The sequence below is a fragment of the Kitasatospora sp. NPDC114501 genome (genome assembly GCF_055633695.1).
On record NZ_JBVKDS010000002.1, the window covers coordinates 400,156 to 418,434 of the forward strand.

14 protein-coding genes are annotated in these 18,279 nt (G+C 72.5%); all 14 read left to right on the forward strand.

Annotated elements, in window-relative coordinates:
* Nucleotides 1–18 precede the first annotated feature (18 nt).
* Nucleotides 19–1,680, forward strand: a complete 1,662-nt coding sequence (gene argS, locus ACZ7RU_RS05280; protein ID WP_470339586.1) for an arginine--tRNA ligase — start codon at nucleotides 19–21, stop codon at nucleotides 1,678–1,680.
* Between the two features lie 91 nt (nucleotides 1,681–1,771).
* On the forward strand, nucleotides 1,772–3,163 hold the full coding sequence (gene lysA / locus ACZ7RU_RS05285) for a diaminopimelate decarboxylase (protein WP_470339587.1): 1,392 nt from the start codon (nucleotides 1,772–1,774) through the stop codon (nucleotides 3,161–3,163).
* Nucleotides 3,164–3,301: 138 nt separating this feature from the next.
* A complete protein-coding gene (locus ACZ7RU_RS05290; protein ID WP_470339588.1) occupies nucleotides 3,302–4,594 on the forward strand; it encodes a homoserine dehydrogenase in 1,293 nt (430 codons plus the stop codon).
* 10 nt (nucleotides 4,595–4,604) lie between these two features.
* A complete protein-coding gene (gene thrC / locus ACZ7RU_RS05295; protein ID WP_470339589.1) occupies nucleotides 4,605–5,705 on the forward strand; it encodes a threonine synthase in 1,101 nt (366 codons plus the stop codon).
* A gap of 365 nt (nucleotides 5,706–6,070) precedes the next feature.
* Nucleotides 6,071–7,009, forward strand: coding sequence for a homoserine kinase (thrB, locus tag ACZ7RU_RS05300; protein ID WP_470339590.1), 939 nt, complete (start codon nucleotides 6,071–6,073; stop codon nucleotides 7,007–7,009).
* Nucleotides 7,010–7,613: 604 nt separating this feature from the next.
* Entirely contained in the window at nucleotides 7,614–9,725 is a 2,112-nt protein-coding gene (gene rho, locus ACZ7RU_RS05305; protein ID WP_470339591.1) for a transcription termination factor Rho, read from the forward strand.
* 140 nt (nucleotides 9,726–9,865) lie between these two features.
* Nucleotides 9,866–10,942, forward strand: coding sequence for an LCP family protein (locus ACZ7RU_RS05310; protein ID WP_470339592.1), 1,077 nt, complete (start codon nucleotides 9,866–9,868; stop codon nucleotides 10,940–10,942).
* Nucleotides 10,943–11,259: 317 nt separating this feature from the next.
* Entirely contained in the window at nucleotides 11,260–11,481 is a 222-nt protein-coding gene (gene rpmE, locus ACZ7RU_RS05315) for a 50S ribosomal protein L31 (protein WP_329927982.1), read from the forward strand.
* 131 nt (nucleotides 11,482–11,612) lie between these two features.
* Entirely contained in the window at nucleotides 11,613–12,692 is a 1,080-nt protein-coding gene (prfA, locus tag ACZ7RU_RS05320) for a peptide chain release factor 1 (protein WP_470339593.1), read from the forward strand.
* Nucleotides 12,693–12,755: 63 nt separating this feature from the next.
* Nucleotides 12,756–13,622 (forward strand): peptide chain release factor N(5)-glutamine methyltransferase, encoded by an 867-nt coding sequence (gene prmC / locus ACZ7RU_RS05325; RefSeq protein WP_359899971.1) that lies wholly within the window; start codon nucleotides 12,756–12,758, stop codon nucleotides 13,620–13,622.
* Nucleotides 13,623–13,802: 180 nt separating this feature from the next.
* Complete coding sequence (locus ACZ7RU_RS05330; protein ID WP_470339594.1) at nucleotides 13,803–14,450, forward strand: L-threonylcarbamoyladenylate synthase; 648 nt, start codon at nucleotides 13,803–13,805, stop codon at nucleotides 14,448–14,450.
* Between the two features lie 32 nt (nucleotides 14,451–14,482).
* Nucleotides 14,483–15,124, forward strand: coding sequence for an arsenate reductase/protein-tyrosine-phosphatase family protein (locus ACZ7RU_RS05335; protein ID WP_049658080.1), 642 nt, complete (start codon nucleotides 14,483–14,485; stop codon nucleotides 15,122–15,124).
* A 116-nt stretch (nucleotides 15,125–15,240) separates the two neighbouring features.
* Nucleotides 15,241–16,521 (forward strand): serine hydroxymethyltransferase, encoded by a 1,281-nt coding sequence (locus tag ACZ7RU_RS05340; RefSeq protein WP_470339595.1) that lies wholly within the window; start codon nucleotides 15,241–15,243, stop codon nucleotides 16,519–16,521.
* A gap of 172 nt (nucleotides 16,522–16,693) precedes the next feature.
* A complete protein-coding gene (locus ACZ7RU_RS05345; RefSeq protein WP_470339596.1) occupies nucleotides 16,694–17,983 on the forward strand; it encodes an MraY family glycosyltransferase in 1,290 nt (429 codons plus the stop codon).
* The last annotated feature ends 296 nt before the right edge of the window (nucleotides 17,984–18,279 follow it).

Genomic DNA, 18,279 nt, shown 5'->3' on the forward strand with positions numbered 1-18,279 from the left:
TCGCCTACGCTTGGCGTCGTGACCCCCGCAGACCTTTCCCAGGCAATCCAGGCCGCAGTGAGCACCGCCGTCGAGGCGGGCGAGCTGGCCGTCGCCGTGCCCGAGCACGTGACGGTCGAGCGGCCCAAGAACAGGGACCACGGCGACTACGCGACCAACGTGGCCCTCCAGCTCGCCAAGGCGGCCGGCAAGCCGCCGCGAGCCGTTGCCGAGGTGCTGGCCGGCCGTCTGCGAGGGATCACCGGCGTCGCCCGGGTCGACATCGCCGGTCCGGGCTTCCTGAACATCACCCTGGACACCGCCACCGCCGGTGCGCTGGCGCGCACCGTCGTCGAGGCGGGCGAGGCCTACGGCCGCAACGAGGCCCTCAAGGGCCTGAAGATCAACCTGGAGTTCGTCTCCGCCAACCCGACCGGCCCGATCCACATCGGCGGCGTCCGCTGGGCGGCCGTCGGCGACTCGCTGGCGCGCGTGCTGCGGGCCTCCGGCGCCGACGTCACCACCGAGTACTACCTCAACGACGCCGGTGTGCAGATCGGCAAGTTCGCCGCCTCGCTGCAGGCCGCCGCGAACGGCCGCGAGGTGCCCGAGGGCGGGTACGTCGGCGAGTACATCGTCGACATCGCCAAGTCGCTCACCGACGCGATCCCGGGCGTGCTCGACCTGCCCGAGGCCGAGCAGCTCCAGGTCTTCCGCACCGAGGGCCTCAAGCTCATGGTCGCGGAGATCAAGCGCTCGATGGACGAGTTCGGCACCCACTTCGACGTGTGGTTCTCGGAGAAGACGCTGCACGACTCCGGCGCGGTCGAGAAGGCCATCGACCGGCTGCGCGAGCAGGGCCACGTCTTCGAGAGCGAGGGCGCGGTCTTCCTGCGCACCACGGACTTCGGCGACGACAAGGACCGCGTCCTGATCAAGGCCGACGGCGACAAGACCTACTTCGCCGCCGACGCCGCGTACTACCTGTCCAAGCGGGACCGCGGCGCCGAGGTCGCGCTCTACATGCTGGGCGCCGACCACCACGGTTACGTCAACCGCCTCAAGGCCATCTCGGCCTGCGCGGGCGACGACATGAACCACAACATCGAGGTGAAGATCGGCCAGTTCGTGAAGATGCTTCGCGACGGCGAAGAGGTCCGCATGTCCAAGCGGGCCGGCAACATCATCACGATCGACGACGTGGTCGAGTGGATCGGCGTGGACGCCGCCCGCTACACCCTGGCGCGCTCCTCCACGGACTCGACGATCACGCTGGACATCAACCTGCTGACCAGCCAGACCAACGAGAACCCGGTCTTCTACGTCCAGTACGCGCACACCCGGATGTGCGGCGTGGCGCGCAAGGCCGCCGAGCTGGGCGTCGACAAGGGCACGGTCGAGCAGTTCAGGCCCGAGCTGCTCGCCACCGAGTGGGAGTCCGACGTGCTCGGCCACCTCGCGGAGTTCCCGCGCGTGCTGGCCACGGCCGGCGAGCTGCGCGAGCCGCACCGGGTCGCGCGCTACCTGGAGGAGCTCGCGGGCAAATACCACCGCCTGTACGAGAACTGCATGTTCCTGCCCAAGGGCGACGAGGAGCTCAACGACACGCACCGCGCCCGCCTCTGGCTGGTCGAGGCGACGCGCACCGTGCTCGCCAACGGCCTCACGCTCCTGGGCGTGACGGCGCCCGAGCGGATGTAGGCACCACCCCCAAGCGCACTGCGGGGGCGGCTGACGGTCAACGAGGACCGTCGCCGCCCCTCGCCATAGGTCTCGAAGGAGACTGGGAAGCATGAGTCGTTCCGCACACCCCGCAGGACCCCGGCACGGGGACGTGCTGCCGGAGGGCCACTACCAGGCCCCGCCCGCCGACCTGAACGCGCTCGACCCCAAGGTCTGGTCGCGCACCGTCGCCCGGAACGCCGAGGGCGTGGCCACCGTCGGCGGCGTCGACGTCCGCCGGCTGGCCGACGAGTTCGGCACCCCCGCCTACGTGCTGGACGAGGAGGACTTCCGCAGCCGGGCGCGCGCCTGGCGGGACGCCTTCGGCACCGGCGCGGACGTCTACTACGCCGGCAAGGCGTTCCTCTCCAAGGCCGTCGTGCGCTGGCTGCACGAGGAGGGCCTCAACCTCGACGTGTGCAGCGCGGGCGAGTTGGCCGTCGCGCTGGCCGCCGGGATGCCGCCGCGGCGGATCGCGCTGCACGGCAACAACAAGTCGGTGGACGAGCTCGAGCACGCGGTGAAGGCCGGCGTCGGGCACATCGTGGTCGACTCCTACGAGGAGATCGAGCGCCTCGCCTCGATCGCCGCCCGCCAGGGCGTGCGCCAGCCGGTGCTGATCCGGATCACCGTCGGCGTGGAGGCGCACACCCACGAGTTCATCGCCACCGCGCACGAGGACCAGAAGTTCGGGCTCTCCCTCAACGGGGGAGCGGCCGCCGAGGCGGTGCGCCGGGTGCTCCGCCACGACAGCCTGGAGCTGCGCGGCATCCACTCGCACATCGGCTCGCAGATCTTCGACATGGCCGGCTTCGAGGTGGCCGCCCGCCGGGTGGTCGGCCTGCTGGCCGGGATCCGCGACGAGCACGGCGTCGAGCTGCCCGAGATCGACCTCGGCGGCGGCCTCGGCATCGCCTACACCAGCGAGGACGACCCGCGCGAGCCGGCCGAGATCGCGGCCGCGCTGGCCGAGATCGTGCGCCGCGAATGCGCCGCCGCGAACCTGGACACCCCCCGGCTGAGCGTGGAGCCGGGCCGGGCGATCGTCGGCCCGACGGCGTTCACGCTGTACGAGGTCGGCACCGTCAAGCCGCTGGAGGGCCTGCGCACCTACGTCAGCGTGGACGGCGGGATGTCCGACAACATCCGCACCGCGCTGTACGACGCCGAGTACTCGGTGGCCCTGGTGTCCCGCACCAGCGACGCGGAGCCGATGCTGGTGCGGGTGGTCGGCAAGCACTGCGAGTCCGGCGACATCGTCGTCCGGGACGCCTTCCTGCCGACCGACCTGGCCCCGGGCGACCTGGTCGCGGTGCCCGCCACCGGCGCCTACTGCCGCTCGATGGCGAGCAACTACAACCACGCCCTCAAGCCCCCCGTGCTCGCCGTCAGGGACGGTGCGGCGCGGGTGATCGTCCGGCGCGAGACGGAGGAGGATCTCCTGCGTCTGGATATCGGATGACGAAATCCTTGTCTCAGATCATGGAACGACCGTAGATCCGTACGGAAAGTCCCGGAGACTGGTACGGACCGAAGTTTCCGGCGGTCCAGGAAAACCCGCCGGAAATTACCGAAGCAGATGAATGCAGAGCGGAGTCGGATGATGCGTACGCGCCCGCTGAAGGTGGCGTTGCTGGGTTGTGGTGTGGTGGGCTCCGAGGTGGCGCGCATCATGACGACGACGGCCGACGACCTCGCCGCTCGCATCGGTGCTCCGGTCGAGCTGGCCGGGATCGCGGTCCGCCGCGCCGGGCGGACCCGCCCGGGCGTCCCCGACCACCTGATCACCACCGACGCCGAAGCCCTGGTCAACCGGGGCGACATCGACGTGGTGGTCGAGGTGGTGGGCGGCATCGAGCCGTCCAAATCGCTGATCCTCTCCGCCTTCCGGCAGGGTGCGTCGGTGGTCAGCGCCAACAAGGCGCTGCTCGCCAAGGACGGCACCGAGCTGCACGCCGCGGCCGCCGCGGCCGGAGTCGACCTGTACTACGAGGCCGCGGTGGCGGGCGCGATCCCGCTGCTGCGTCCGCTGCGCGAGTCCCTCGCCGGCGACAAGGTCAACCGGGTGCTGGGCATCGTCAACGGCACCACCAACTTCATCCTCGACAAGATGGACACCACCGGCGCCGGCTACTCGGAGGCGCTGGAGGAGGCCACCGCGCTGGGCTACGCCGAGGCCGACCCGACGGCCGACGTCGAGGGCTTCGACGCCGCCGCCAAGGCCGCGATCCTGGCCGGCATCGCCTTCCACACCGAGGTCACCGCGGCGGACGTCTACCGCGAGGGCATCACCGAGGTGACCGCGGCCGACATCGCCTCGGCCAAGGAGATGGGCTGCGTGGTCAAACTGCTCGCGATCTGCGAGCGGGCCGCCGACGGCGCGTCCGTCACCGCGCGCGTCCACCCGGCGATGATCCCGCTCTCGCACCCGCTGGCGTCCGTCCGGGAGGCGTACAACGCGGTGTTCGTCGAGGCCGAGGCGGCCGGCCGGCTGATGTTCTACGGCCCCGGCGCGGGCGGCTCGCCGACCGCCTCCGCGGTGCTCGGCGACCTGGTCGCGGTCTGCCGCAACAAGCTGGCCGGTGCCACCGGTCCCGGTGACTCGCTGTACACGCAGCTGCCGGCCAAGCCGATGGACGAGGTGGTCACCCGCTACCACGTCAGCCTGGACGTGGACGACCGTGCGGGCGTGCTCGCCCAGGTGGCGTCCGTCTTCGCCGAGCACGGCGTCTCCATCGACACCGTGCGCCAGCAGGGCCGCGACGGCGACGCCTCGCTCGTCGTGGTCACCCACCGTGCCACCGACGCCGCGCTGTCGGCGACGGTCGACAAGCTCCGCGCGCTGGACAGCGTGCGGGACGTGGCCAGCATCATGCGGGTCGAAGGGGAATAAGGAACCAGCCATGAACGCCGTTGCCGAGAACGTCGTCCGAGGCGCGCACACCCACCAGTGGCGCGGCCTGATCGAGGAGTACCGGGACCGCCTGCCGGTCACCGCGGCCACCCCGGTGGTCACCCTGCTGGAGGGCGGCACGCCCCTGGTCCCCGCCCAGGTGCTCTCCGAGCGCACGGGCTGCGATGTCTACCTCAAGGTCGAGGGCGCCAACCCGACCGGCTCCTTCAAGGACCGCGGGATGACGATGGCCATCTCCAAGGCCAAGGAGGAGGGCGCGCAGGCGGTCATCTGCGCCTCCACCGGCAACACCTCGGCCTCCGCCGCCGCGTACGCGGTGCGGGCCGGGATGGTCTCCGCGGTGCTCGTCCCGCAGGGCAAGATCGCCCTCGGCAAGATGGGCCAGGCGCTGGTGCACGGCGCCAGGATCCTGCAGGTCGACGGGAACTTCGACGACTGCCTCACCCTGGCGCGTGAACTGTCCGAGAAGTACCCGGTGGCGCTGGTCAACTCGGTGAACCCGGTGCGGATCGAGGGCCAGAAGACCGCGGCCTTCGAGATCGTCGACATGCTCGGCGACGCCCCCGACATCCACGTCCTGCCGGTCGGCAACGCGGGCAACATCACCGCGTACTGGAAGGGCTACCGCGAGTACGCCACCGACGGCATGGCCGCCCGCACCCCGCGGATGTGGGGCTTCCAGGCCGCCGGCTCGGCCCCCATCGTGGACGGTGCGCCGGTGCTCAAGCCGCAGACCATCGCCACCGCGATCCGGATCGGCAACCCGGCCTCCTGGGACTTCGCGCTCGCCGCGCGGGACGAGTCGGGCGGCCTCATCGACAAGGTGACGGACCGTCAGATCCTGTCCGCCTACCGGCTGTTGGCCTCGCAGGAGGGCGTCTTCGTGGAGCCCGCCTCGGCCGCCTCGGTGGCCGGTCTGCTGGCCAAGGCGGAGGCCGGCCTGGTCGACCCGGGCCAGCGGATCGTCTGCACCGTGACCGGCAACGGCCTGAAGGACCCCGACTGGGCGGTGGCCGGCGCGCCGCAGCCGCAGGTCGTCCCGATCGACCCGGAGGCGGCCGCCCGCAGCCTCGGACTGCTCGACCGGTAACGGGGCCTGACGACTCGGCGGGCCGACCCTTTCGGGGGTCGGCCCGTCGGAATTCCGCACTGACACTTTTGTGTCAATCGGGGCCGCGCGCGGCGATGCGTTTCCGCCCCCCTCCCAGGCCGGGAGGGGTGTGCATTCCGGCCAGAACCGGCAACACACCAGATCGAAGGCCCACGGGGTGTACCGCTCGGGAACCTCTCTTCGATACTCTGGCTTCGGCCGTGTGGCACATGCCCCGGGCCCGGCGGGTCCGGGCCGCGCCGACCGTCGCGACCGCCCGCCCCGGAGGGGCCGCGGTCCGTTCCCCCACCCTCGCACCGACGACGCGCTCCGCGCCGCCCGATTTCCCCAGGAGAGTCCACCGCATGGCCGGTCCTGCGTTCCGTGCCGCCGCCGTCCGGGTCAGGGTTCCCGCGACCAGCGCCAACCTCGGCCCGGGCTTCGACGCCTTCGGGCTCGCGCTGGGTCTGTACGACGACGTGGTCGTCCGGGTCGCCGACTCCGGCCTCTCCGTCGACATCGCCGGTGAGGGTGCCGAGACGCTGCCGCGCGACGAGCGCCACCTGCTGGTCCGCTCGATGCGCGCCGCCTTCGACCGGCTCGGCGGCCAGCCGCGGGGCCTCGAAGTGGTCTGCGCCAACCGGATACCGCACGGCCGCGGCCTCGGCTCCTCCTCGGCCGCCATCTGCGCCGGCATCGTGGCCGCCCGCGCGGTGACCATCGGCGGCCCGTCCGCGCTGGACGACGACGCCCTGCTGGCCCTCGCCTCCGAGCTGGAGGGCCACCCCGACAACGTGGCGGCCTGCCTGCGCGGCAACTTCACCATCGCCTGGACCGACGAGGAGTCGGCCAAGGCGGTCGCGCTGGAGCCGTCCGAGCAGGTCGTCCCGGTGGTGTTCGTGCCGGCCGGCGAGGTGCTCACCGAGACCGCGCGCGGACTGCTGCCGAGAACCGTCCCGCTGGCCGACGCGGCCGTCAACGCCGGCCGCTCCGCACTGCTGGTGGAGGCGCTCACCCGCCGCCCCGAGCTGCTCCTCGCCGCCACCGAGGACCGGCTGCACCAGGACTACCGCGCCTCCGCCATGCCGGACAGCGCCGCCCTGGTCGGCGCGCTGCGCGCCGAGGGCGTCCCCGCGGTCATCTCCGGGGCCGGCCCGACCGTCCTGGCGCTCACCGACGAGGCGGGCACCGACAAGGTGCTCTCCTTCGCCGGGCACCACGGTCACGGCGGCGACCCGGCGTTCGCCGCACACCGGCTGGACGTCGACCGGGCCGGGGCCGTCGTGCTCCCGCTGGACGTCTGAGCAGCCCGAACACACCGTTTCGGGCCCGGCGGCGGCACCCTGCCGAGCCGGGTCGGACGGACACGATTGGCAAGCGCGAGGCCGGGGAATGTCTGAGGGGGTCGGTAGTGTTAACCTCATTGCTGCACCAGGTGCCCTCCGGGGCTAGGTGCGCCGCGTCCCGATCCCAGCGCTCCACGGCAGTGGAGCCCCGGCGATGCACGGGGCGACGATTCTCCGGGAGCCCACCGCAGCGCGTACGCAGCCTGCCTGCGCGACATGCGGCCGCATCCCGAAGCCGTGACGGCACCTGACTCCCACCCGCGGCCTCCCACCTGGAGGCACAGGACGGGCGGAGCGCGGGCCACCGTCACGCGACGGGGGCCCGGGATTCGCAGGGAGCGTGGGGGTTACGCCCTCAGGGGAGGTCGACACACGACCGGCCCACGCGCCACTCAGCACCACCGTGCTTCATGCACCGCACCTCGTACGTAGCTCTCCCTCGACGGGCTCCCGCCATTCGAGGGACCACCGCCTCGGACCGACGCAGTCGAGCGTTGGTCAGGACAGCACAACCGGTCGCCGAGCCAGACAGGCCGACGTCCGCTCCAGGGAAGGACCCTTAGTGAGCGACTCCACCGATCTGATGGGCGCGCGCCCGGACGCCGATGCGTCGGACGCAGCCGCCGCCCCCGCTGCCCCGGCGCGGCGCCGCCGCAGTGCCGCCGCGGGCCTGGACGGCATGGTCCTGGCCGAGCTCCAGAAGCTCGCCGCGGACCTTGGCATCACCGGTACCGGACGCATGCGCAAGAGCCAGCTGATCGAGACCATCAAGGAGAAGAGCGGCGGGGACCCGCTGCTCGCCGCCGGTGGCACCGCCCCGGCCGCCAAGCGCACCGCCGCCAAGGCGGACGCCGAGGCCCCGGCCGAGAAGCCGGCCCGCCGCACCAAGGCCGCCGCCGCCAAGGCGGAGGCCGAGGCCCCGGCCGCCGCCGAGCCGCAGACCCAGATCGAGATCCCGGTCCAGGCCGCCGCCGAGACCGCCGCGCCCGCCCGTAGCGAGCGCACCCGCCGCCGGGCCACCTCGGCCGCCGGAGCGCCCACCGCCCCGGCCGCGGAGGCCGGCGCCGACGCCACCACCGTCGCGGTCGCCGAGCCGAAGCAGGCCGAGGGCCGCCCGGCCGAGACCCGCGGCTTCGAGGGCCGCGAGGACAGCCGCGAGAGCCGTCGCGACCGCCGTGAGCGCCGTGAGCGCCGCGACGGCACCGAGCGCCCCGAGCGCACCGAGCGCCAGGAGGGCGGCGAGGCCCAGGACGGCGACAGCCGCGAGTCGCGCCGCGACCGCCGCAACCGCCGCGACCGCACCGACCGCACCGACCGCCAGTCCCCGCAGGGCGGCGGCCAGCAGCAGGGCGGCCAGGCCGAGCAGCAGGGCCGCCAGGCCCAGCAGGCCCAGCAGCCGCAGTCCCAGCAGGGCGGCTACGACGACGACGAGTTCGGCGAGGGCCGCCGCGGCCGGCGCGGGCGCTACCGCGACCGCCGTGGCCGCCGTGGCCGCGAGGGCTTCGAGGCCGGCCCCGCCGAGCCGCAGATCGGCGAGGACGACGTCCTGATCCCGGTCGCGGGCATCCTCGACATCCTCGACAACTACGCGTTCGTGCGCACCTCCGGCTACCTGCCGGGCCAGAACGACGTCTACGTCTCGCTCGCCCAGGTCCGCAAGAACGGCCTGCGCAAGGGTGACGCCATCACCGGTGCGGTGCGCCAGCCCCGCGACGGCGAGCGCCGCGAGAAGTTCAACGCCATGGTGCGGCTGGACTCCGTCAACGGCATGGACCCGGAGAGCGGCCGCGGCCGCCCCGAGTTCAACAAGCTCACCCCGCTGTACCCGCAGGAGCGGCTGCGCCTGGAGACCGACCCGGGCGTGCTGACCACCCGGATCATCGACCTGGTGTCGCCGATCGGCAAGGGCCAGCGCGGTCTGATCGTCGCGCCGCCGAAGACCGGCAAGACCATGGTGCTCCAGGCGGTCGCCAACGCGATCACCCACAACAACCCCGAGTGCCACCTGATGGTCGTCCTGGTCGACGAGCGTCCGGAAGAGGTCACCGACATGCAGCGGTCGGTGAAGGGCGAGGTCATCTCCTCGACCTTCGACCGCCCGGCCGAGGACCACACCACCGTCGCCGAGCTGGCCATCGAGCGCGCCAAGCGCCTGGTGGAGCTGGGCCACGACGTGGTCATCCTGCTGGACTCGATCACCCGACTCGGCCGTGCCTACAACCTGGCCGCGCCGGCCTCCGGCCGCATCCTGTCCGGTGGTGTCGACTCGACCGCGCTGTACCCGCCGAAGAAGTTCTTCGGCGCCGCGCGCAACATCGAGAACGGCGGCTCGCTGACCATCCTGGCCACCGCGCTGGTCGAGACCGGCTCGCGCATGGACGAGGTGATCTTCGAGGAGTTCAAGGGCACCGGCAACATGGAGCTCAAGCTCGACCGGAAGCTCTCGGACAAGCGCATCTTCCCGGCCGTCGACGTGGACGCCTCCAGCACCCGCAAGGAGGAGATCCTGCTCGGCAGCGAGGAGTTGGCCATCGTCTGGAAGCTGCGCCGGGTGCTGCACGCGCTCGACTCGCAGCAGGCGATCGAACTGCTCCTGGACAAGATGAAGCAGACCAAGAGCAACGCCGAGTTCCTGATGCAGATCGCCAAGACCACCCCCGGCTCCGGCGACTGACCGTAGCCGGACGGCTGTCGGAGCACGGAACCCCGGATCGCGCGAGCGGTCCGGGGTTCCGTGCGTCCGGCCCGGTTTGTTCCGGAGTCGGGACAACTTGAGGGCGTTTGGAGGGCCTTGTCCGATTTACCCTGGACCGTATGGCCGAACACAAGAGGGTCCCGAGTCGCCGCCGCAGGCTCCTGCGGACGGCGGCCTGCGCGTTCGCCGCGCTCGTCGTCCTCGGCGCCGGTGCGGCCCTCTTCGCCTACTTCAGGTTCAACGGCAACATCAGGAGCGTCGACATCGACGCCCGGCTCGGCGACGCCCGTCCGCCGGCCGCCACCGACGGCTCCTTCAACATCCTGGTGCTCGGCTCCGACTCGCGGGCCGGCGCCAACGGCTCGATCGCCGGCGGGGACACCGGCGACACCGCCCGCTCGGACACCGCGATGGTGGTGCACATCACCCAGGACCACTCCCGCGCCCAGATCGTCTCGATCCCGCGCGACACCCTGGTCGCCCGCCCCGACTGCACCGACGCGAGCGGCCGGACGGTGCCCGGCGCCAAGCGCGCGATGTACAACAGCGCCTTCGAGAGCGGCGGGGCGGCCTGCGCGGTCCGGACCACCGAGCAGCTCACCGGGCTGCGGATGGACCACTACCTGCAGATCGACTTCGCCGGCTTCGCCCGGGTCGTGGACGCGATAGGCGGGGCCACCGTGACCACCACGGTGGCCATCCACGACAAGGACAGCGGGCTCGACCTCCCGCCCGGCGAGCACCACCTCGACGGACAGCAGGCGCTGGCCTTCGTGCGCACCCGGCACGGTGTCGGCGACGGCAGCGACCTCGGCCGGATCGAGCTCCAGAAGCAGATGGTGCGGTCCCTGCTGAAGCAGGTCGGGGGGAGCGGGCTGCTCACCAACCCGGTCAAGCTGTGGTCGCTCGGCGACACCGTGACCAGCAGCATCACCACCGACTCCGCGCTCGGCTCGGTGAACGCGCTGGTGGGGCTCGCCCAGGAGCTCAAGGGGATCGGCCCGGACCAGCTGAGCATGGTCACCCTGCCGGTGGCGGCGGCCCCCGGCGACCCCAACCGGGTGGTGCCGCAGCAGCCGCAGGCCGGGCAGGTCTGGGCGGCGCTCAAGGCCGACCGGCCGTTCCCCCCGCCGGTCGTCTCCGCGCAGCCGGAGAACCCCGCTGCTATTCGCCCGCTCGCCTCCGGGGCGCTCTGACCCGGCGCCGACGGTCGGCGCTCCCTCGCTCGTTCCTCGCTCCCTCGCTTCTCCCTTTCGGCACCGGCGCGCCCCTTCGGCTCGGGGCGGGGGCTCGCCCGCTCGCCTCCGGGGCGCTCTGACCCGGTGCCGACGGTCGGGGCGGTCGCCATTCGCCCGAAGGCCACCGCGGCGCGCTGAGGGGGCCCGGAATATCCCGGAACGCGACCCGGTTTGGGAAGATGCGGCCGGTCCTGGCAGACTGGTCCGTCGGTCCCGGTTCACGTGCGGCGCTCCACGCCGCCGACCCGGTGCCCTCCCGAAACCTAGGAGCCCCCTTGAAGTCCAACGTTCACCCCGAGTACGTGGTCACCCGTGTGACCTGCACCTGTGGCGCCGAGTTCGTGACCCGCTCGACCGAGACCAGTGGCGAGATCCGCGCCGAGGTCTGCTCGCAGTGCCACCCGTTCTACACCGGCAAGCAGAAGATCCTCGACACCGGTGGCCGCGTGGCCCGCTTCGAGGCCCGCTTCGGCAAGCAGCACAGCGCGAAGGCCTAGCGCTCACTCGGCGCCGGTTCCCGGCGCCCCCGTACTGTTGTCGGGGGCGTCGGGGGCCGGCGCCGTTCGCGTCCCCCGCGAGTTCCCCACCCCCCACACGTTTCCGAGTCCCCGGGAAGAAGGCCACCCCCATGTTCGAGGCAGTCGAAGAGCTCCTCGTCGAGCACGCCGACCTCGAGACGAGGCTGGCCGACCCGTCCGTCCACGCCGACCAGGCCAACGCCCGCAAGCTGGCCAAGCGGTACGCCGAGCTGACCCCGATCACGCGGGTCTACCGGCAGTGGCGACAGGCCGGCGAGGACATCGAGGCCGCGCGCGAACTCGCCGCCGAGGACCCGGAGTTCATCGCCGAGATGAAGGACTCCGAGGCGCGCCGGGAGGAGCTCACCGAGGAGCTGCGGCTGCTGCTGGTGCCGCGCGACCCGAGCGACGACAAGGACGTCATCCTGGAGATCAAGGCGGGCGAGGGCGGCGAGGAGTCTGCGCTGTTCGCCGGCGACCTGCTCCGGATGTACCTGCGCTACGCGGAGCGGGTCGGCTGGAAGACCGAGATCATCGACTCCAACGAGTCCGACCTCGGCGGCTACAAGGACGTCTCGGTGGCCGTGAAGACCAAGGGCGGCACCGAGCCCGGCCAGGGCGTCTGGGCCCGGCTGAAGTACGAGGGCGGTGTGCACCGCGTGCAGCGCGTCCCCGCCACCGAGTCGCAGGGCCGCATCCACACCTCCGCGGCGGGCGTCCTGGTCACCCCCGAGGCGGAGGAGGTCGAGGTCGAGATCGTCGCCAACGACCTCCGCATCGACGTCTACCGCTCCTCCGGCCCCGGCGGCCAGTCGGTCAACACCACCGACTCCGCGGTCCGGATCACCCACCTGCCGACCGGTATCGTGGCGTCCTGCCAGAACGAGAAGAGCCAGCTCCAGAACAAGGAGCAGGCGATGCGCATCCTGCGGTCGCGGCTGCTGGCCGCCGCGCAGGAGGAGGCCGAGCGGGAGGCCTCGGACGCGCGCCGCAGCCAGGTCCGTACGGTCGACCGCTCCGAGCGGATCCGCACGTACAACTACCCCGAGAACCGCATCTCGGACCACCGCACCGGATTCAAGGCGTACAACCTGGACCAGGTCCTGGACGGCGAACTGAACGCGGTGATCCAGTCCTGCGTGGACAAGGACGCGGCGGCCAAGCTCGCCGCGGCCGCCCAAGAGAACTGAGACCGGCGCGCCCCAGCCCGCGCTTCGCCCGAAGCCGGAGCGCAGAAACAAGAGGTCGTACGGATGAACCTGCTGCTCGCCGAGGTGGCCCAGGCCACCCAGCGGTTGGCCGCGGCCGGCGTGCCGTCGCCGCGCTTCGACGCGGAGGAGCTCGCCGCCTACGTCCACAACGTCAAGCGCAGCCAGCTGCACACGGTGAAGGACGCCGACTTCGACGCCCGCTACTGGGAGGCGGTCTCCCGCCGCGAGGCGCGCGAGCCGCTCCAGCACATCACCGGGCGGGCGTTCTTCCGCTACCTCGAACTGGAGGTCGGCCCCGGGGTGTTCGTGCCCCGGCCGGAGACCGAGACGGTCGTCGAGTGGGCGATAGACGCGGTGCGCGACATGGACGTGGCCGAGCCGCTGGTGGTGGACCTGTGCTCCGGCTCCGGCGCGATCGCCCTCGCCCTGGCCCAGGAGCTGCCGCGCTCGACCGTGCACGCCTTCGAACTGGACGAGGGCGCGCTGGAGTACACCCGGCGCAACATCGAGGCCAGCCCCGACCGCGCCCGGGTCACCCTGCACGCCGGTGACGCCACCAGGGCCTTCGAGGACGACCGCTCCTGGGACGGCCGCTTCGACCTGGTCATCTCCAACCCGCCGTACATCCCGCTCACCGAGTGGGAGTACGTGGCGCCGGAGGCCCGCGACCACGACCCGCAGATGTCCCTGTTCTCCGGCGAGGACGGCCTGGACACCATCCGCGGCATCGAGCGGGTCGCGGCCCGACTGCTGCGCCCGGGCGGCGCGGTGGTGATCGAGCACGCCGACCAGCAGGGCGGCCAGGTGCCGTGGATCTTCAACGAGGAACACGGCTGGACGGACACCGCCGACCACCGCGACCTCAACAACCGGCCCCGCTTCACGACCGCCCGGAGGGTCGGGTCGTGAACCGTCGAGCGCAGTACGACCGCCCGGAGGGTCGGGTCGTGAACCGTCGAGCGCAGTACGACGGCCCGGAGGGTCGGGTCGTGAACACCGAACGCTGTACCAGAGCGCGCAAGGCCGCGCTGTGACCGCAGTGAGGGCCGTAGTGACCGCCATGAGCCACTCCGGAAGGGGACCGCACCGATGAGCCGCCGCTACGACTGTGCCGATGCCGGGGACCGCACCACCGGTCTGCGCGAGGCCGCCTCGGCCATCCGCCGCGGCGAACTCGTCGTGCTGCCCACCGACACCCTGTACGGGGTCGGCGCGGACGCCTTCTCCGCGGAGGCCGTCGGCGAGCTGATGGCCACCCGGGGCCGCGGCCGCAACACCCCCTCCCCGGTGCTGGTCGGCTCGCCGACCACCCTGCACGGCCTGGTCACCGACTTCTCCGAGCAGGCCTGGGAGCTGGTCGACGCGTTCTGGCCCGGCGGGCTCACCCTGGTCGCCCGGCACCAGCCCTCGCTGCGCTGGGACCTCGGCGACACCCGCGGCACCGTCGCGGTCCGGATGCCGCTGCACCCGGTCGCCATCGAGCTGCTGAACGCCACCGGCCCGCTGGCCGTCTCCAGCGCCAACCGGATCGGCGGGTCCTCCCCGCTGACCTGCGACGAGGCGCAGTCCCAGCTCGGCGACGCGATCTCGGTCTACCTGGACGGCGGGGCGGCCGAGGACTCCGCCACCTCGTCGATCGTCGACGTCACCGGCAAGGTCCCGGTTCTGCTGCGGGCCGGTGCGATCAGCGTCGAGCAGCTGAGGGAGGTCGTCCCCGACCTGGAGGCCGGCAGTTGACGCCCACCGCCTCGCTCCACGCCGGGCCGGGCATAGCGCCGTACCTGAGCGTGGGCCCCAGGCCGCTGGACCACTTCCGGATCCTGTTCGTCTGCACCGGGAACATCTGCCGCTCGCCGATCGCCGAGCGGCTGACCCGGCGTGAGCTGGACACCCGGCTGAGCCCCCGGGTGGCCGGGCGGATCCTGGTCGAGAGCGCCGGCACCTGGGGCCACGAGGGCGCGCCGATGGAGGACCACGCCGCGACCGTGCTCGACGAGTACGGCGCCGACAGCGGTGGCTTCACCGGCCGCGAGCTGCTGGACGAGCACGTGGTCGAGGCCGACCTGGTGCTCACCGCGACGCTGGACCACCGCGCCCAGGTGATCTCGATGGGCCACGAGGCGGGGCTGCGCACCTTCACGCTGAAGGAGTTCACCCGCCTGGTGCGGACGATAGACCCGGGCACCCTGCCGGACCCCCGGCGCGGCGCCGACGTCACCGAGCGGGCCCGCGCGCTGGTCCGGGCGGCCGCCGCGCTGCGCGGCTGGCTGCTGGCCGCCACCCCGGAGTCGGACGAGGTGGACGACCCGTACGGGGCGCCGATCGGGATGTTCCGCAACTGCGGCGAGGAGATATTCCACGCGGTCGACCCGGTGGTCACCGCGCTCACCGGCGTCCCCGCGCCGCGCTGACCGACCCGAGGCGCCCGGCGCCGAACGGGGCCGTCCGGCCGTGGTTCGGCGGGCCGGGCGGCGGCAGCGGTCCTACGCTGGGTGACACAGTCCCCGCAGCGCCCGGGAGCCCCGCCATGACCGTCACCGATGCAGCGACCGGCCCGACCGCGACGACCGGACGCCCCTGGGCGTCCGAGGCACTGCACCGCGCCGACCCGCAGCTGGCCGACCTGCTGGCCGCGGAGGCCGAGCGGCGCGCCGAGACGATCCAGCTGCTGGCGGGGGAGAACCTCACCAGCCCCGCGGTCCTGGCGGCCCTCACCGGCCCGCTGATCGACAAGTACGCCGAGGGCTACCCGGGCCGCCGGCACCACACCGGCTGCGCGCTGGCGGACGCCGCCGAGCTGCTGGCGATCGACCGGGCCCGCGAGCTGTTCGCCGCCCCGCACGCCAACGTCCAGCCCCGGTCGGCGACTTCGGCGATGCTGGCGGCGTACGCGGCGCTGCTGCGGCCCGGTGACGGGGTGCTGGCGATGTCGCTGGAGCACGGCGGCCACCTCAGCTGCGGCTCGCGCGCCAACTTCTCCGGGCGCTGGTTCGACTTCACCGGTTACGGCGTGCGCGAGGCCGACGGGCTGATCGACCTCGACCAGGTCCGCGACCTGGCCCGGCAGCACCGCCCCAAGGCCATCGTGGCGGGCTCGATCTCGCACCCCCGGCACCCGGACTGGGCGGCGTTCCGGGAGGTCGCCGACGAGGTGGACGCCTACCTGATCGCCTCCGTCGCGCAGACCACCGGGCTGATCGCGGCCGGGGTGGCGCCCTCCCCGGTGCCGTACGCGGACGTCACCGTGGCGGCCACCCACAAGCTGCTGCGCGGTCCGCGCGGCGGACTGCTGCTGTGCACCGCGGAGCTGGCCGAGCGGATCGACCGGGCGGTCTTCCCGTTCAGCCAGGGCGGCGCGGCGATGAACGAGGTCGCCGGCAAGGCGGTGGCCCTCGCGGAGGCCTCCGCGCCCGCCTACCGGACGTACGCGCAGCGGACGGTGTCCGGGGCCCGGGCGCTCGCCGCGGGGCTCGCGGAGGCCGGCCTGCGCCCGCTGACGGGCGGTACCGACACCCATCTGGTGACCGCCGACGTGAGCCCGCTCGGCGTCACCGGTGCGGAGGCCGAGCGGCGCTGCGCCGCGGCCGGGCTGCTGCTCGGCAAGTGCGCGCTGCCGTACGACCCGGCGCCGGTCGCCGAGGCCTCCGGCATCCGGCTGGGCACGGGCACGGTGACCAGCCAGGGGATGGGGGAGCCGGAACTGGCCGAGATCGCCGGGCTGATCGCCCGGGTGCTCGCCGGGGGCGCGGTCGCCCCGGCCGCGGCGCGGGTCCGGGAGCTGGCGCTGGCCTTCGCCCGCCCGGCCTGACGGGGGGCCTCCGCGGGTATCGGGATCTCCTACCCGGGAGGGCGAACCGCGATGCACGGTCCCGGCGTCCGACTCAATAAGGTGTGTGCCGTGGCGACGCACCTCGAACCCCGGGACGGCAGGGGAGTACCTTCGGTACCTTCCCGTTCGACAGTGATGCAGGAGGCCAGTGGTGCGTGAGTATCTGCTGGTGCTGTTCTGCACGGCCGCCGTCACCTACCTGCTGACCGGCCCGGTCCGGAAGTTCGCCATCGCGGCCGGCGCCATGCCGCCGGTGCGCGCCCGCGACGTGCACCGCGAGCCCACCCCGCGGCTCGGCGGCATCGCGATGTTCGGCGGACTGTGCGCGGGCATCCTGGTCGCCTCGCAGCTCGACAACCTGAGCAAGGTGTTCTCCCAGGGCACCGACATCCGCGCGCTGCTGTCCGGCGCCGGGATCATGTTCCTGCTCGGGGTGCTCGACGACAAGTGGGGCGTGGACGCGCTGGTGAAGCTCGGCGGGCAGATGATCGCCGCCGGTGTGATGGTCTGGCAGGGCGTCACGGTGATCACCCTCCCGGTGCCCGGTGTCGGCCCGGTCGCGGTGAGCCCGACCCAGGGCATGGTCATCTCGGTCGTCCTGGTCGTCGTCATGGTCAACGCGGTGAACTTCATCGACGGCCTGGACGGCCTGGCCGGCGGCATGGTCTGCATCGCCGCGATGGCCTTCTTCCTGTACAGCTACCGGCTCTGGTACGGCTACACGATCTCCGACGCGGCCCCCGCCGTGCTGTTCAGCGTGCTGCTGATCGGCATGTGCCTGGGCTTCCTGGCGCACAACATGCACCCCGCGCGGATCTTCATGGGCGACTCCGGCTCGATGATGCTGGGCCTGATGCTGGCCGTCGCCGCGATCTCCATCACCGGCCGGGTCGACCCGGACCTGATCAGCAACGAGACCGGCTCGCAGACCGCCGCCGTGCACGCCCTGGTGCCGATCTACATCCCGCTGCTGCTGCCGCTGACGGTCATCGCGCTGCCGCTGGCGGACCTGCTGCTCGCGGTGGTCCGCCGGACCTGGGCCGGCCAGTCCCCGTTCGCCGCGGACAAGCGCCACCTGCACCACCGGCTGCTCCAGGTCGGCCACTCGCACAGCCGGGCCGTACTGATCATGTACTTCTGGGCCGCGCTGATCGCCTTCGGCTCGGTGGCCTTCTCGGTGACCAACACCGGCCGCACCGTCGTCCTGGCGCTGGCCGGGCTCTGCCTGGTCGGCCTGGTGGTGTTGCTCATCCCGCGGTTCCGGCCGCGCGCCCCGCGGGCGGTGCAGGCCTTCGTCCCCCCGCGCTACCGCCGGCAGCGGACCGGTCCGATGGCCGAACTGTCGGCGAAGGACAAGCAACTCCTCGGTGAAGCCGGCCGGGACTCCGACCTGGGCTCCACCGCGGCCGGCTCCCACCACAAGGCCACCGGCCGCCACTGACAAGGGAGTTGGTGTCCCGTCAGAGAGCGTTCACTCGAACGGCGGAACCATTGCGCCGTTGGTGTGACAGGTGCCACATATTCATGGTAAAGCTCTCATCAAATAGTTTGTGATACCGTTCACGAGTACCGAGAACACGCCGAAAGACCTGACAGGTGGATGACTTCCGTCCCTGTCGGTCTCCCTCCCCGGGCCCGCCGTTCCGATGGGCGGCCCGCGGCGATGCCTCGGTCCGGTGTCACCCGCCACCCGTTGTGCCCGTCCCCCGCCACATCGACATGCCGCCGGAGCTGCCG